Genomic DNA, 13,973 nt, shown 5'->3' on the forward strand with positions numbered 1-13,973 from the left:
CACACGACGCAGGATGGTCAAATCCGGTTAACCACACAGGTCCCGGTTATGGACAGCTTTACCGTTCTAGCTGAACCCCGGGATGTTTAACCCGGGCGGCAGGCCCATGCCCGACTGCATCTTCGCCATCTCTTCACCTGCCACCTGATCGGCCTTGCCGCGCGCGTCGTTGAAGGCGGCGGTAATGAGATCCTCGAGCATCTGCTTGTCGTCGGGCACGATCAGGCTGTCGTCTATGGACACAGCGAGGATACGACCCTTGGCGGTGGCGCGCACCTTCACCAGTCCGCCACCGGCAGCGCCCTCCACTTCGAGGCTGTCGAGCTTCGCCTGGACGTCGCCCATCTGCTGCTGAATCGTTTCGGCGGCCTTCTGTGCGGCGGCTAGCATCTCTTCCATCGACTTCATGCGTTGCGTCTCCATGGGGGTGCGCCAGAGCCGTCCTCTTCAGGAACGAACTCGGCGTCGGGGAATGCGGCGAAGGCGGCTTCCACCAGCGGATGCGCGCGTAGTCGGGCGTCGGCGTCGTCCTTCGCCGCTTGCTCGCGCTCGACGAGGGTCGGCTCGCCGCCGCCATCGACCCGGTCCACCTGCCAACGCCGGCCCGTGAGGTCGAGCAACGCTTGGCGCAGTTCTGGTGCAAGATCCTGCGAGAAACCGGGCGCCTGTTCGTAGACCAGGTGGCCTCCGGTGATCTCCACGGGGCGGACCTGCATCCGCAGACGAGAGGCGAGGTGCAGAGAGCCGGTTTCGCGCTCGATACGCTCCACGAGTTCGAGCCAACTCATAGCAGGGGTGGCTGCTGCAGGGGCCGAGGCGCCTTCGCCCGACGCTGCGCCGGGTGCGAGGGCGGCACGCGCCGCAACGTCCTCGAGCCGCTTCGCCAGCGCACCGGGATCCGGCAATTCCGCGGCATGCAGCGCGCGCAACAGTGCCATCTGGGCGGAAACGAGCGGATCGGGCGCGCCCTTCACCTCGTCGTAGCCCTTGAGCAGGAGCTGCCACAGGCGATGAAGTTGACCGGGTGCAAGACGCGCGGCCCATTCCTCGATCACCGCGCGTTCCTCAGCGGTGGGTGCGTCGGGGCCGCTGCCGCCGACTTGCGCAACCGTGATCTTGTTCGTGAGGTCCATCAGCGACCGCATCAGCGCAAGCGGTTCCACCCCTAGCGAATACTGGTCCGCCAAGGCGGTCAGGAGGGTTCGCGAATCGCCTTCCAGAAGACTCGCGAACAGCCGTCGCTGCGCACCGCGGTCGGCAAGGCCGAGCATGTCGCGAACCCGCTCGGCAGTTACCCGGCCATCGGTATCCAGGTCGGCATGAGCAATCGCCTGGTCGAGGATGGAAAGCCCATCGCGCACAGAACCCTCCGCAGCACCCGCGATCAGTTGCAGCGCCTCCGCGTCGGCTTCGACGCCTTCCTGGCGGCAGACGCTGGCGAAATGCTGTTGGAGCAATTCGGCGGGAATCCGGCGCAGATCGAACCGCTGTGTCCGGCTGAGCACCGTGACCGGCAGCTTTTCGACTTCCGTTGTCGCAAAGAGGAACTTCACGTGGCTCGGCGGTTCCTCAAGTGTTTTGAGCAACGCGTTGAAAGCATTGCGCGACAGCATGTGGACTTCGTCGATGATGTAGATCTTGTACCGCGCGGTCACGGCCGCATAGCGCACGGCCTCTATTATTTCGCGTACGTCGTCGACGCCCGTGTTCGAAGCGGCGTCCATCTCGATGACGTCGATATGCCGGCCCTCCGCAATCGCCTGGCACGGCTCGCATTCGCCGCACGGATCGATCGTCGGGCCGCCCTTCCCGTCGGGGCCGATGCAGTTCAGCGCCTTGGCGATGAGCCGCGCGGTGGAAGTCTTGCCGACGCCGCGTACCCCGGTCATCAGGAACGCGTGCGCCAGCCGGTCGCGCTTGATCGCGTTGGCGAGCGTGCGAACCATGGGCTCTTGCCCGATCAGCTCGCTAAAAGTCTGCGGCCGGTATTTCCTCGCTAGCACCCGATAGGGTTGCGTGCTCGCTTCTGCCGGTGTCGAGGGAGGGGGCGGCGGCGTTGCCGGTGCTGGCTCGCCGAACATCGAATTCTGCCCCGCCGCCTCGAGCTCCGCCGTGGTCGGGCCGGGCTCCTGCTCGTCTTCGGGCGGGGTCTCGCCGAAAATGTCTCCGGATTCGGTCATCGGCCGACGCTAGGGGTTGGGGACGAGATTGTCATCGGCGAAGAGAGGAGCCGGCCGACCCGCCGCAACCCGTTGTGGCTGCTTCCTTCCGGACCTGACCAGGTTGGCGGACGCAAGCGTCCGACCGACTCCCGGCGGCGCATATGGCGGGGACCAAAGCTAAAATCAACTCAGCGAAAGTTGTCGGCGTAAGCCTGCAACTTGAGGCGCTTGGGCGGGGTCGGGATTACCCGCGCGGCGATGCCGTACTTGTCGGCATAGGCCCGCGCCTCGTCGCAGGAACTGAAGCTGAGCGATACCTGCGCCTGCGTGTCGCCGCTCCCCGCCCAGCCCATCAGGGGGTCGGGACGGCGGGCTTCGGACTGCTCGAATTCGAGAATCCATTGATCTGTCTGCGCCTTGCCGGACTGCATGGCGTTCTTCGGGCGTTGGTAGATTCTGGCGGCCATGGCGAACCCTTAGGTCAGCTTTCGGAGCGTTGGAAGGCGTTCTTGGTCTTGAGGCTGGGCTTCTCGGTCCACGGCTCGTCGGGCCAGCGGTGGCGGGGATAGCGGCCCTTCGTCTCCCGCTGCACGTCGCGCCAGCTTCCGCGCCAGAAGCCGGGCAGGTCCCGCGTCGACTGCAAGGGTCGTCCGGCCGGGCTGGTGAGCTTGAGCAGTAGCGGCGTTTCGCCGACCATTGGGTGGGCATCGAGACCGAAGAGAGCTTGCACGCGAACCTCGACGCTAGGCGCGTCGTCACCCGCATAGTCGATCGGATGCCTGGTCCCGGCGGGACTGGCGAACTCGCGCGGAGCGAGCCGGTCGAGCCTTTGCCGCGAGTCCCAGTCAAGCAGGCCGAGCAAGGCTTCGGTCACTTTGCCGAGCGGCAAGTCAAGGTCGCGGCGGCCTGCAACCAATGGCCTAAGCCAGACTTCGGCGTTTTCTCGCAGGGCTGCGGGGGAAAGGGCCTGGAGACCGGCAAATTCGGCGCGCGCAAGAAGCTCCGCTGGGATGACTGCCGACAGGTTCTCCAGAGCCTTGTCCACAAGCAGCCGGGCAACCGCTTCACCGTCGGGCGCGGGATCAGGACCGCTCGCCAACGTAATGGCGCCGATGCGCCGTTCGAGACGCGCCTCGACCCGCGCGCCGGTCCAGTTCAACACGCTGCGCCGCTCGACGCGATGCGCCAGCCATAGGTCGACATCGGCTGCCTCAAGCGCGAGCGCAGCGGTTATCCGAGCACCCTTGGCCGCTCCCTGGGCATCGCCGATCGCGAGCCATTCGGCGCGCGCCAGCGGGCTCGCTGGATCGAGCAGGTAGCCGCGGCCCGCGGCGGACAGCCATTGTTCGCCCGAAGCATCTCGCCGTCGTGCAAGGTTGCCGGGCCGGCCCTCGAGCAAGGCGACGGATACCGGCATGCCTTCCCGGCCGGACGGTGTGGCCAGATCGCGCGCCGTGCGTGCCCATCCGGCCGCCAGCTTGCGGCTGGCCTCCGCTCTGGGCGAGCGTTCGCCGCTCCACCGCTGGAGGCGCGCAGCCAGGTCTTCCCCGCGCCCGCCGAGGCCTCTTTCCTGCAACAGGAGCGCGACCCGCGCCGCATCGTCGGCCACCCCTGCTTCAGCGCCGGCCAGCACCATCGCCGCATGCGGGGGATCCAGCGGTAGCGCGGCGAGCTTGCGGCCGCGCTCGGTAATGCGCCCTTCCCGATCCATCGCGCCCAATTGCTCGAGGCGAACGCGCGCCGCGGCGAGCGCTGCGGACGGCGGCGGATCGAGCCACGGCAGAGTAGCAGGGTCACCTGCGCCCCACCGCGCCAGAGCAAGCACCAGCGGGGCCAGGTCCGCCCCGAGCATTTCCGGCGGGTCGAACGGCGGCCGCCCGGCATGCGCGGCCATCTCCCACAACCGATAGGCCACCCCGGGCCCTTGCCTGGCCGCGCGGCCCGCGCGCTGCGCGGCGGCAGCCTGGCTGGCCCGGCCGGTCAAGAGGTGCATGGTGCCGGCGGCCTTGTCGAACTCGGCTCGGCGCGCAAGCCCGGCGTCGACCACGACCGACACTCCATCGAGCGTGAGCGACGTTTCCGCGATTGCCGTCGCCAGCACGATCCGCCGTCGCCCCTCCGGATCGAGCCGGATTGCCGCCCGCTGGCCCGCAGGCTCGACTTGCCCATGAAGAGGGAGGATCGGTGTCTCGGGCAGGCGAGCCTCGAGCCGCTCGCGCAGGCGCTCGATCTCGCCGACCCCGGGCAGGAAGGCCAGGATATCCCCATCCTGCTCGCGCCAGGCGGTCAAAACCGCCATCGTCATGGCGTCCTCCAGACGCTTGTCAGGAAAGGAGCCCAACCATCTGATATCGAGCGGGAAAGCCTTGCCCCGGCTCTCGATTACCGGCGCGCCGTCGCCGAGCAGGCTGGCGAACCGGGCGCCATCGATGGTCGCCGACATGACGACCACCCGCAAGTCTTCCCGCAGCACCGCTCGCGCTTCCAGCGCCAGCGCGAGACCGAGATCGCCCTCCAGGTGCCGCTCGTGCGCTTCGTCGAACAGCAGCGCGGAAACGCCGGCGAGTTCCGGATCGTCGAGCAGGCGATTGACGAGAATCGCTTCGGTCACGACGAGGACCCGCGTTTTCGCCGAATACCGGCTGTCCATGCGGGTGAGGTAACCCACGGTCTCTCCTGCGCGCTCGCCCAGCAACTCGGCCATCCGCTCGGCGGCCGCGCGGGCCGCTACCCGGCGGGGGCCGGTGACGATGACCTGACCGGTGCACCACGGCTCCGACACCAGGGCAGGAGCGACGGCAGTCGTCTTGCCCGCTCCCGGAGGGGCGATGAGTACAGCGCCGGTCTGTTCGCGCAATGCCCCGATGAGCGCTGGCAGCACCGCCCGGATCGGTAGTTCGGTCACCGGCTTGGCACTCCGACCGGGGGGTCTTCAAAAACTTCGCCGGCCCGCGTGCTATCCGTAAAACGGTGTTTGCGGACCGTGCCGTCGTGATCTTCCAGACTATCGGCCGCAGCGCGGGTAGCGAAGGGAGCGGTGGCGAAGAACTGGATCACGCCGCGTCAATTGCACACCTGCGCGGCTGTAGGAAAGCGGCCTGGACGCAGCGCAGGCGCGCCGAGCGCGCCGGTTGGCTCAATACCCGCGCGCGACTGCGAACTCGGCGGCCTCCGACATCGCCCTTCGGGCGGCGCCGTCGGGAAAGATCGACAAGGCATCGATCGCGCGATCGGCGAAGTGGCGGGCTCGTTCGCGCGTGGCGGCAAGGGCACCGTGCTTGGCGATCAGGCGAGTGGCTTCGGCGAGCGCATCGTCGCCCTCGCGATGCCCGGCGATGGCAGCCTGCCAGAACTTGCGCTCCGTGTCGCTCCCGCGGGCGTAGGCGAGGATGACCGGCAGGGTCATCTTGCCCTCGCGGAAGTCATCGCCGCGCGCCTTGCCCATCGTGCTCGCATCCGAATCGTAATCGATCGCGTCGTCGACTAACTGGAACGCGATGCCGAGGTTGCGGCCATAATCGTCGAGCGCCTGCTCGCGCCGCTCGTCGGCCTCGGCGACCACGGCGGCGATACGGCTCGCGGCGGCGAATAGCGCCGCCGTCTTGGCGCCGATGATGGCGAGATAGCGTTCCTCGCTGGTTTCGATCTGGCGCTGAGCGGTCAGCTGGTCGACCTCCCCTTCGGCGATCACCGCGCTGGCGTGCGAAAGGATCTTCAGCACCTTGAGGCTGCCGTCTTCGACCATCAGCTCGAATGCGCGGCTGAAGAGGAAGTCGCCGACCAGCACCGTCGCCGGGTTACCGAAGACGATGTTCGCCGCGGCCTTGCCGCGCCTGAGGTCGCTGCCGTCGACGACGTCATCGTGTAGCAGGGTGGCCGTGTGGATAAACTCGACCGCGGCGGCGAGCTTGAAGTGGCGCGTGCCGTTATAGCCGACCAGTTCCGCCCCCGCGAGCGTGAGCATCGGCCGCAGCCGCTTGCCGCCGCCGGAAATCAGGTGCCCGGCCAGCGCCGGGATCAGCGGGATCTTCGACTGCATCCGGTCGAGGATCACCGCATTGACCGAATTCATCCCTTGCGCGGTCAGGCCGAGCATCGGATCCAGTGAAGGAGTGGCGGCGCCGCGACGCTTCAGCGGAACGATCTCGGCGGTCATGCGGCGCACATGGTAGGCCCTACCCCGCTTGGCAAGCGGGGAATCGCCGCTATCACAGGTTAGCAATGAGCAACGAGCCCGATCCCGTCCTGGCGGCTTATCGCAAGAGCATCGACAACTTCGATGCCGCGTTGATCCACATCCTGGCGGAGCGCTTCCGCATCACCCAGGCAGTCGGGACTTATAAGGCCGAGGCCAACCTGCCGCCCGCTGATCCCGACCGCGAAAGTGCGCAGATCGCTCGCCTGCGCGCGCTTGCCGAAGAAGCGCAGCTCGATCCCGAGTTCAGCGAGAAGTTCATTCGCTTCGTGATCGACGAGGTCATCCGGCACCACGAAAGCGCGCGCACCGCCTAGCCGGCGCTCATCGCGCCCGCGGCAAAATCAGTCGCACCAGCAGCCCGCCCAGGTCCTCGCTTTCGCCGAGCGTCACGCCGCCGCCATAGATCTCCGCCACGTCACGCACGATGGCGAGACCGAGGCCCGTGCCGGGCTTGCCCGTATCGAGCCGCGCGCCGCGGTCGAAGATACGCCCGCGCTCGGCCTCGGGGATTCCGACGCCGTCATCCTCGATCCAGATCACGCAGGCCTCTTCCTTGGGCTCGGCGTCGACCGTGACGAACACGCTTCCCCCGCCGTACTTGGCGGCGTTCTCGATCAGGTTGCCCAGGATCTCGTCGAGGTCTTGGCGCTCGATCGCCACACGCGCGTCGCGATTGCCGTCGAGATCGAAGCGAACGCTGGGATAAAGTCGCTCGACCGCCCGGCGGACGGCCTCGGCGCTTTCGCACACCGGCGTTACTGCGAGGCCGACGGCGCGACGGCCCACCGCGCGGGCGCGCGCGAGGTGATGGTCGACATGCCGCCGCATCGTGCCGGCTTCGCGGATTACCGTCTCCGGCAGGTCCGGGGCGTGCGCGGTGGCCGCATTGTTGATGACGGTCAGCGGGGTCTTCAGCGCGTGCGCGAGATTGCCCGCGTGGGTGCGTGCTTCTTCCGCCTGCCGCTCGGAATGCTCGAGGAGCGCGTTCAATTCCTCGACCAGGGGCTGCACCTCGAGCGGCAGGGGATCGGTCACCCGGTTGGCACCCCCCGCGCGCATATGCTGGATCGCCAGCCGCACGCGCCGCAACGGCCCTAGACCGTACCACGTCTGGAGCATGGCCATCCCCATCAGCCCCAACCCGAGCACGGCGAAGCTCCACACGAGGATCGAGCGGATGCGGGCTAGCTGTGAATCGAGTTCGCCGCGGCTTGCCGCCACGGTGAACCACCACGCGGTGTCGCTGCCCGGCAGCACGATCGAGCGCTCGGCCACACGGAGCGGCTCGCCGGGGAATTGATCGGAATCGTAGAGGTGCGTGTCGGAATCCTGGTGGTCGCGCCGCACCTGAAGGCTGCGGTCCCACAAGCTGCGGCTGGGGAAGTCGTCATGACCATCGCCGCTGATCTGCCAGTAGAGACCGCTATTGGGCTCGAGGAAGCGTTGGTCGCCGAGTGGGCGGTTGAAGAATACCTCGCCGTCCGGGCCGATCTCCGCCGAGGCGATCATCGCAGTCAGCATGTAGCCGAGCTGGTCGTCGAAGTTCTTTTCGACGAGGTTGGTCAGCGTGCGATCGAGCGTGAAGCCTCCGGCCAGCAGCAGGACGGCGATCCAGCCGAAGGCGATGAGCATCATCCGCCGCGACAAACTTCCGCGATGCGCAGCGGGGGCTAGCGCCCCGCTCACCGGCGCGTCGGCTGCCCCCGCAAGCGGGGCCGCCGATGCCGCCGGGTCAGTTGGCGCGCGGCTGTTCGTCGGGGTCGTCGAGGCTGTAACCGAGGCCACGGATGGTTGTGATGACGTCTGCACCCAGCTTCTTGCGGATGCGGGTGACAAAGACCTCGATCGTGTTCGAATCGCGGTCGAAATCCTGGTCGTAGATATGCTCGATCAGCTCCGTGCGGCTGACGACTTTGCCCTTGTGGTGCATCAGGTAGCTCAAGAGCTTGTATTCCTGCGCGGTCAGCTTGACCGGCTCGCCGGCCAGCGTGACGCGGCCCGAACGCGTGTCGAGGCGAACCGGTCCGGCCGTGAGCTCGCTCGAAGTGTTGCCGCTGGCGCGGCGGATCAGCGCGCGCAGACGGGCGATCAGCTCTTCGGTCTGGAACGGCTTGGCGAGGTAATCGTCGGCCCCGGCGTCGAGCCCGGCGACCTTGTCGGACCAACTGTCGCGCGCGGTCAGCACCAGGACGGGGAACTTGCGCCCCTCCTTGCGCCACATGCCGAGCACCGTGAGCCCGTCGATCTCCGGAAGGCCCAGGTCGAGGATCACGGCGTCGTATTCTTCGGTGGAGCCGAGGAAGTGCCCGTCTTCGCCGTCGGTCGACAGATCGACGGCATAACCGGTCTGTTCCAGCGTCGATTTCAGCTGCTTGCCGAGGGTCGGCTCGTCCTCGACGATCAGGATGCGCATGGTCGAGTAGTCCCTGTTTACCTTGCGACCTTGATGTGGGCGCAAGATATGAACGCGTCAACCGAAGCGCTGGTTTCCGAAGGCCTCAGCGGGACACCCCGAGGACGCGCCCGGTGCGCGCGTCGACATCGACGTAAGTCACCTGCCGTCCCTTTATGAACTTTAGCCGATAAGCCATCGCCGTGGAATCGTACGCCGGGCCGAGATACTGGTGCCCCTCGTAGTCAGGCAGCACACGCGCCTCGATTTGTCGCAGGCTCAAGACGTTGCCGGCGCGCATTTCCTTGCGCGCTTCGCCTTGGTCGTTGCGCTGGGCAAGCGCCGGAGCGCTCGGGAGGAGCGCCGCGGCAACCAGTATCGGGGCGAGCAATTTCTTCATGACGCTCAGATGCCTAGTTGCCGCGCATTGAACAACCCGTGAATGCTCCCTCCGCGCCCGGTTCAGGCGATCAACGAGTCATTTCGAAGGTGATCGAGACGGTCACTGACGTGCCCACCAGGCCGGGTTCGACGGGGGTCGCTTTGGCGTCGGCGGCCTGGCCTACCATCGGCCGCTCCATCATCGGTATTGGACGGCCCGGATTGACCGCTTCGCTGATGGATAGAAGGCGAACGCCGGAGAAGCCCGCCCAACGGGCATATTCGCCGGCCTGCGCCTGTGCTTTTTCGAAAGCCGCCTTGCGTGCCTGGGCTCGTGGACCGGCGTCGTCATCGATCGAGAAGTTCGGGCCGGCTATGTCAGTTGCCCCGGCGGCCACTAACGCGTCCAGTACAGGACCGGTGCGCTTCACCTCGCGCAACGTCACGCTGACCCGGTTGGAGGCTTGATAGGCCCGAAAGGTCGGTCGGTTGCGCGCCTGGTCGTAATCGTATTGCGCGCCGAGGTTGATGCCGGTCGTCTGGATGTCGTCGGCTGCAATACCGAGCGCCTTGATGCGCGCGATCACCGCCTCCATCGCGCGGGCATTGGCATCCATCGCGGCAACCGCCGTGGGCGCCTCGGTCGTCACTCCTGCGCTTACTTCGGCCAGGTCTGGCTTGGCTTTGACGGTTTCGGTCACCGCCAGTTCGACCACTGGCCCTTGCGAAGTGACCTGGACTTCGGTGGCTACGGCCGGAACGGCGATAGCGGCAGCTGCAAGCGGGAAGAGGACGCGGATCATAAGTTGCTCCAAGTTAGGAATACAGGTTGTGCAGGGCGCGATTACGCGCTGCTGAACCGGCTTGTTCCGCAGCGGGCAAGCAGCCAATGACAACGCAGAGGGGGAACCGATGTCGCCAATCCGCTTGCTTGCCTTCGTTGCCACGCTCCTGGTCCAAATCCCGCTACTAGCACAACCTCAGATGGAGCGCGTGCCCGAACGAACGGCGGGAGAGGGCGAAGGGCCCTTCACTACCCTGCTCATCACCGGCGCCACGGTGATCGACGGCACAGGTGCGCCCCCCATGCGCCCGGTGGACATCGAGATTTCGGGCGACCGGATCGCCACGCTCCACCCGGGCGGCGCGCCGGCCGAAGTCGCGGCCCGCGCTCAGCGGACGATCGACGCCAAGGGAATGTATGTCCTGCCGGGCTTCGTCGATGTGCACGGCCACAACGGCGACCCGATCAAGGCTCCGCAGCCGAGCTACGGCTACAAGCTGTGGCTGGCGCACGGGGTGACCACGGTGCGCGGGGTATCGTTCTATTTCGGCCCGGGCGACGATCTCAGCGACGCGGCGCGCAGCCGGGCGAACACCATCGTCGCGCCGAGGCTGGTTCCTTACGCCGCGTTCGGCGACAAGTGGTCGCAAGGAACCCCCGATACGCCGGAGAAGGCCCGCGCCTGGGTCCGCGCGATCGCGGCGCAGGGCTTCGAAGGCGTGAAGTTCTTCAACTCTGAGAGCCCCGCGGTTCTAGCCGCCGCGCTAGACGAAGCGAAGAAGCTCAAGCTCGGGACCGTCACGCATCTCAAGCAGGAAGGCGTGGCCGAGGTCAACGCAGCCAAGGCAGCCGAGCTCGGCATGGGAGGCATCACTCATTTCTACGGCCTGTTCGAGAGTCTTCTCGACGGCCGCGCGATCCCCGAATATCCGGCCGACTTCAATTACTACGACGAGCAGGATCGCTTCGGCTGGGTCGCCCGTACCGCGGACCAGGCGGTCGAACCGGGCAGTGCGAAGTGGGACGGCTTCCTTGACGGCCTCGTCGAGAAGAAAGTCACTCTGAGCCCCACGTTCAACATCTACGCCGCCAGCCGCGATGTCTCCCGCGCCCGCACGCTCGAATGGCACGACAAGTACACCCTGCCTAGCTTGTGGGACTTCTACCAGCCGAGCCTGACCAACCACGGCAGCTATTACCACGACTGGACCAGCGAGACCGAGGTCGCGTGGAAGAAGTTCTACCGCAAGTGGTTCGATCTCACGCGCGACTTCAAGAATCGCGGCGGCCGCGTGACTGCCGGCTCGGATCCCGGCTACATCTACCAGACGTGGGGTTTCTCCTACGTCTCCGAGCTGGAGATGCTGCGCGAGGCGGGGCTCACCCCGCTGGAGGTAATCCGGGCTGCGACGATCGACGGGGCGCGCGAAATCTACGATCCGAAGGGTATTGAGCCCCCGATGGGCAGCGTGAAGGCTGGCAAGCTCGCCGATCTGTTGATCGTACCCGAGAACCCGCTCGCCAACCTCAAGGTGCTCTATGGCACCGGCTTCCAGCGCCTCGACCGCGAGACGAACCAGGTCGAGACCATCGGTGGGGTGCGATGGACGATCAAGGATGGGGTGGTTTACGATGCCCCTGCCCTGCTCGCGGATGTCGAGCGAATGGTGGAGGAAGCCAAGGTTGCGGGCGGCGCCGCCAACCCCTAGGGGCCGCGCGTCATGGCGCAGCCTCCAATCCTAAGCTGGGAAGGCCTCGGCCTGCAACAGGGCGGACGCTGGCTGTTCGCCGACCTCGACCTCCACGTCGGCCCGCGCGACCGCATCGCGCTCATCGGCCGCAACGGGGTCGGCAAGACCACGCTGTTCAAGCTGATCGACGCACAGATCGAGCCCGACAAGGGCCTGCGCAAGGTCAAGCCAGGGACCCGCATCGTGCTGCTGGAGCAGGAGCCGGACTTCGCCGGCCACGCCACGCTGATGGACTGGGCTTTGGCGGGTGACTTGCCCCCCGCCCCGCACGAGGTCGAAGCGATTGCCGGCCAGCTCGGTATCGACATGCGCCGCGCCGCCGACAAGGCGAGCGGTGGCGAGCGGCGCCGCGCAGCGGTCGCCCGTGCGCTCGCCCAGGATCCCGACCTGCTGCTGATGGACGAGCCGACCAACCACCTCGACCTCGCAGCGATCGACTGGCTCGAGGACTGGCTGAGCCGCTTCAAGGGCGCGTTTCTCGTCATCAGCCACGACCGCACGTTCCTCAAGCGGCTGACCACCACGACGCTCTGGCTCGATCGCGGAGCTATGCGCCGCAAGGAAGTCGGCTTCGGCGGGTACGAGGCGTGGGAGGAGCAAGTCTACGCGGAGGAAGCGCGCAACGCCGAGCGGCTCGACGCCAAGCTCAAGATCGAGGCACACTGGCTCGAACGCGGCGTGACCGCGCGGCGCAAGCGCAATCAGGGCCGGCTCGAGAAGCTGTGGCAGATGCGCGCAGCCCGCGCGTCGATGCTCGGGCCGCAAGGGACCGCCAAGCTGCAACTCACGGTGGCGGAGGATTTCAAGTCGAAGTCAGTCATCGTCGCCGAGGATGTCTCGAAATCATTTGGCGAGCGGCGGATCATCCGCAACTTCAACCTGCGCATCCAGCGCGGCGACCGCGTCGGCGTGGTCGGCGCCAACGGTACGGGCAAGACGACGTTGCTCAAGCTGCTGACCGGCGAACTGGCGCCCGACAGCGGCAAGATCACTATCGCCAAGACCCTCACCGGCGTGCTGATCGACCAGCAGCGCAGCCTAATGTCGCCAGAGAAAACTGTCCGACAGGTCCTCGCCGAGGGCGGCGACTGGATCGATGTCGGAGACGGGCGCAAGCACGTGCAAGGCTACCTCAAGGAATTTCTGTTCGACCCCTCAATCGTCGACGCGAGGGTCGGCACTCTCTCGGGCGGCGAGCGCAGCCGGCTGCTGCTGGCGCGCGAGTTCGCCCGCAAGTCAAACCTGCTGGTCCTCGACGAGCCGACCAATGATCTCGACCTCGAAACGCTCGACCTGCTGCAGGAAGTAATCGCCGACTATGACGGCACCGTCCTCATCGTCAGCCACGACCGCGACTTTCTCGATCGGACGGTGACGATGACGCTCGGCCTCGACGGCAGCGGCAAGGTCGACGTGGTGGCCGGCGGTTACGAGGACTGGACGGCGCGGCGCAAGGCGGCGTCGGCGCCGCGGCCCGCAGCTAATCGCAACGCAAGCTCGGAAGGGGCGCCACCGCCGCCCCCGCCACCCCGGGCCGCAAAGCTCACCTACAAGGATCAGCGCGACTACGATTTGCTGCCGGCGCGGATCGAAGACCTGGAACGCGCGATCGCCGAAGGCGAGCGTGAACTGGCGGACGCGCAGCTCTACATGCGCGACCCCAAGCGCTTCGACGCGGTGATGAAGGCGCTCACCAAAGCGCGCGCCGAGAAAGATGCGGCGGAGGAGCGTTGGCTCACGCTCGCCGAACTGGTCGAGGGTTGATCAGGCGATCCGGTAGAAGTCGGCCACCCGGTCGAGCGCAAGCCGCAGAACGAGCTTGCCGCTGCGCGCGGGCCACGCGAGCGCCCGTTCAGCATGGGGCAGCGCTTCGCCAGCGCAGACAACGCGCCACAATACGTCTTCCAGCCCCTTGCCGGCGGCGGCAATCGCGCCGTCGAAGCGGGCCTTAGCGGCAATCTGACGTTCCCCCGGCGTGAGCTCATCATGGCCGGTGGTTCTCACTCGCACTGGATCCCAGCGCATCGTGATGCTGGGCGCGAGCTGCGCGCGCTCGTAGTCGGCACGGAGACGCTCACCCGCGGCGAACAGGCGGTCCTCCAGATGGCCGCGGGCGTGAAGCCAGGTGAGGGGCGATTCGGCGAGGTTTACGGTGACTGTCCGCGGTCGGCCTTTGGCCGTGCCCATCCGGCGGGGTCCTTCGGGGGTCAATTCGCGTTCGACGAGGTGGCGCATGCGCTTCTCCGGGTAGCTCGAATCGCGCTTGCCAAAGGCCGGATGCTGTAGGAAAGAGAAAACCGATTTG

The 13,973-nt window shown here is 66.8% G+C and carries 13 protein-coding genes and 1 other RNA gene; 3 read left to right on the forward strand and 11 right to left on the reverse strand.

Features of this window, described 5'->3' with window-relative positions:
* Positions 1–66: 66 nt before the first annotated feature.
* The 6 genes from ACWPM1_RS10860 to ACWPM1_RS10885 all read right to left on the reverse strand — a co-directional run bounded on the left by ACWPM1_RS10860 (position 67) and on the right by ACWPM1_RS10885 (position 6,318).
* Complete coding sequence (locus ACWPM1_RS10860) at positions 67–408, reverse strand: YbaB/EbfC family nucleoid-associated protein (RefSeq protein ID WP_455694847.1); 342 nt, start codon at positions 406–408, stop codon at positions 67–69.
* Positions 405–2,180 (reverse strand): DNA polymerase III subunit gamma/tau, encoded by a 1,776-nt coding sequence (locus ACWPM1_RS10865; RefSeq protein WP_455694848.1) that lies wholly within the window; start codon positions 2,178–2,180, stop codon positions 405–407. The genes ACWPM1_RS10860 and ACWPM1_RS10865 overlap by 4 nt, the downstream gene beginning before the upstream one ends.
* A 40-nt stretch (positions 2,181–2,220) precedes the next feature.
* Positions 2,221–2,315, reverse strand: an RNA gene (ffs, locus tag ACWPM1_RS10870) — signal recognition particle sRNA small type.
* Positions 2,316–2,350: 35 nt separating this feature from the next.
* Positions 2,351–2,629 carry an ETC complex I subunit gene (locus tag ACWPM1_RS10875; protein WP_455694849.1) on the reverse strand — a complete coding sequence of 93 codons (279 nt, stop codon included), beginning with the start codon at positions 2,627–2,629 and terminating at the stop codon, positions 2,351–2,353.
* Between the two features lie 14 nt (positions 2,630–2,643).
* Positions 2,644–5,067: an ATP-dependent helicase HrpB gene (hrpB, locus tag ACWPM1_RS10880; protein WP_455694850.1), complete on the reverse strand. Its 2,424-nt coding sequence runs from the start codon at positions 5,065–5,067 to the stop codon at positions 2,644–2,646.
* A gap of 231 nt (positions 5,068–5,298) precedes the next feature.
* On the reverse strand, positions 5,299–6,318 hold the full coding sequence (locus tag ACWPM1_RS10885) for a polyprenyl synthetase family protein (protein ID WP_455694851.1): 1,020 nt from the start codon (positions 6,316–6,318) through the stop codon (positions 5,299–5,301).
* A gap of 65 nt (positions 6,319–6,383) precedes the next feature.
* On the opposite strand from ACWPM1_RS10885, the gene ACWPM1_RS10890 reads away from it, so the two are divergent.
* Entirely contained in the window at positions 6,384–6,674 is a 291-nt protein-coding gene (locus tag ACWPM1_RS10890; RefSeq protein ID WP_455694852.1) for a chorismate mutase, read from the forward strand.
* Between the two features lie 7 nt (positions 6,675–6,681).
* Here the strand turns inward: ACWPM1_RS10890 and ACWPM1_RS10895 are convergent, their stop codons facing one another.
* The 4 genes from ACWPM1_RS10895 to ACWPM1_RS10910 all read right to left on the reverse strand — a co-directional run bounded on the left by ACWPM1_RS10895 (position 6,682) and on the right by ACWPM1_RS10910 (position 9,936).
* Positions 6,682–7,995, reverse strand: coding sequence for an ATP-binding protein (locus tag ACWPM1_RS10895; protein ID WP_455694853.1), 1,314 nt, complete (start codon positions 7,993–7,995; stop codon positions 6,682–6,684).
* A gap of 97 nt (positions 7,996–8,092) precedes the next feature.
* A complete protein-coding gene (locus tag ACWPM1_RS10900; protein ID WP_126175710.1) occupies positions 8,093–8,773 on the reverse strand; it encodes a response regulator transcription factor in 681 nt (226 codons plus the stop codon).
* 85 nt (positions 8,774–8,858) lie between these two features.
* Positions 8,859–9,152, reverse strand: a complete 294-nt coding sequence (locus ACWPM1_RS10905; protein WP_455694854.1) for a PepSY domain-containing protein — start codon at positions 9,150–9,152, stop codon at positions 8,859–8,861.
* Between the two features lie 70 nt (positions 9,153–9,222).
* The gene (locus ACWPM1_RS10910; RefSeq protein WP_455694855.1) at positions 9,223–9,936 is read right to left on the reverse strand and encodes an SIMPL domain-containing protein; all 714 of its coding nucleotides are present in this window, start codon (positions 9,934–9,936) and stop codon (positions 9,223–9,225) included.
* 109 nt (positions 9,937–10,045) lie between these two features.
* On the opposite strand from ACWPM1_RS10910, the gene ACWPM1_RS10915 reads away from it, so the two are divergent.
* Both ACWPM1_RS10915 and ACWPM1_RS10920 read left to right on the forward strand, forming a co-directional pair.
* Positions 10,046–11,626, forward strand: a complete 1,581-nt coding sequence (locus tag ACWPM1_RS10915) for an amidohydrolase family protein (protein ID WP_455694856.1) — start codon at positions 10,046–10,048, stop codon at positions 11,624–11,626.
* Positions 11,627–11,638: 12 nt separating this feature from the next.
* A complete protein-coding gene (locus tag ACWPM1_RS10920) occupies positions 11,639–13,432 on the forward strand; it encodes an ABC-F family ATP-binding cassette domain-containing protein (protein WP_455694857.1) in 1,794 nt (597 codons plus the stop codon).
* On the opposite strand, the gene ACWPM1_RS10925 is transcribed toward ACWPM1_RS10920, so the two are convergent.
* Positions 13,433–13,903 (reverse strand): DUF6456 domain-containing protein, encoded by a 471-nt coding sequence (locus tag ACWPM1_RS10925; RefSeq protein ID WP_455694858.1) that lies wholly within the window; start codon positions 13,901–13,903, stop codon positions 13,433–13,435. It abuts the gene before it with no gap.
* Between the last annotated feature and the right edge of the window lie 70 nt (positions 13,904–13,973).

The sequence above is a fragment of the Tsuneonella sp. HG249 genome (genome assembly GCF_053819205.1).

What these genes read in the sequence shown, in the direction of transcription:
- ACWPM1_RS10865 (WP_455694848.1), bottom strand. Translation starts at nt 2,180, where the DNA reads ATGACCGAATCCGGAGACATTTTCGGCGAGACCCCGCCCGAAGACGAG.
- ACWPM1_RS10875 (WP_455694849.1), bottom strand. Translation starts at nt 2,629, where the DNA reads ATGGCCGCCAGAATCTACCAACGCCCGAAGAACGCCATGCAGTCCGGC.
- ACWPM1_RS10890 (WP_455694852.1), top strand. Translation starts at nt 6,384, where the DNA reads ATGAGCAACGAGCCCGATCCCGTCCTGGCGGCTTATCGCAAGAGCATC.
- ACWPM1_RS10915 (WP_455694856.1), top strand. Translation starts at nt 10,046, where the DNA reads ATGTCGCCAATCCGCTTGCTTGCCTTCGTTGCCACGCTCCTGGTCCAA.
- ACWPM1_RS10925 (WP_455694858.1), bottom strand. Translation starts at nt 13,903, where the DNA reads ATGCGCCACCTCGTCGAACGCGAATTGACCCCCGAAGGACCCCGCCGG.
- ACWPM1_RS10910 (WP_455694855.1), bottom strand. Translation starts at nt 9,936, where the DNA reads ATGATCCGCGTCCTCTTCCCGCTTGCAGCTGCCGCTATCGCCGTTCCG.
- ACWPM1_RS10900 (WP_126175710.1), bottom strand. Translation starts at nt 8,773, where the DNA reads ATGCGCATCCTGATCGTCGAGGACGAGCCGACCCTCGGCAAGCAGCTG.
- ACWPM1_RS10895 (WP_455694853.1), bottom strand. Translation starts at nt 7,995, where the DNA reads ATGATGCTCATCGCCTTCGGCTGGATCGCCGTCCTGCTGCTGGCCGGA.
- ACWPM1_RS10860 (WP_455694847.1), bottom strand. Translation starts at nt 408, where the DNA reads ATGAAGTCGATGGAAGAGATGCTAGCCGCCGCACAGAAGGCCGCCGAA.
- ACWPM1_RS10905 (WP_455694854.1), bottom strand. Translation starts at nt 9,152, where the DNA reads ATGAAGAAATTGCTCGCCCCGATACTGGTTGCCGCGGCGCTCCTCCCG.
- ACWPM1_RS10920 (WP_455694857.1), top strand. Translation starts at nt 11,639, where the DNA reads ATGGCGCAGCCTCCAATCCTAAGCTGGGAAGGCCTCGGCCTGCAACAG.
- ACWPM1_RS10885 (WP_455694851.1), bottom strand. Translation starts at nt 6,318, where the DNA reads ATGACCGCCGAGATCGTTCCGCTGAAGCGTCGCGGCGCCGCCACTCCT.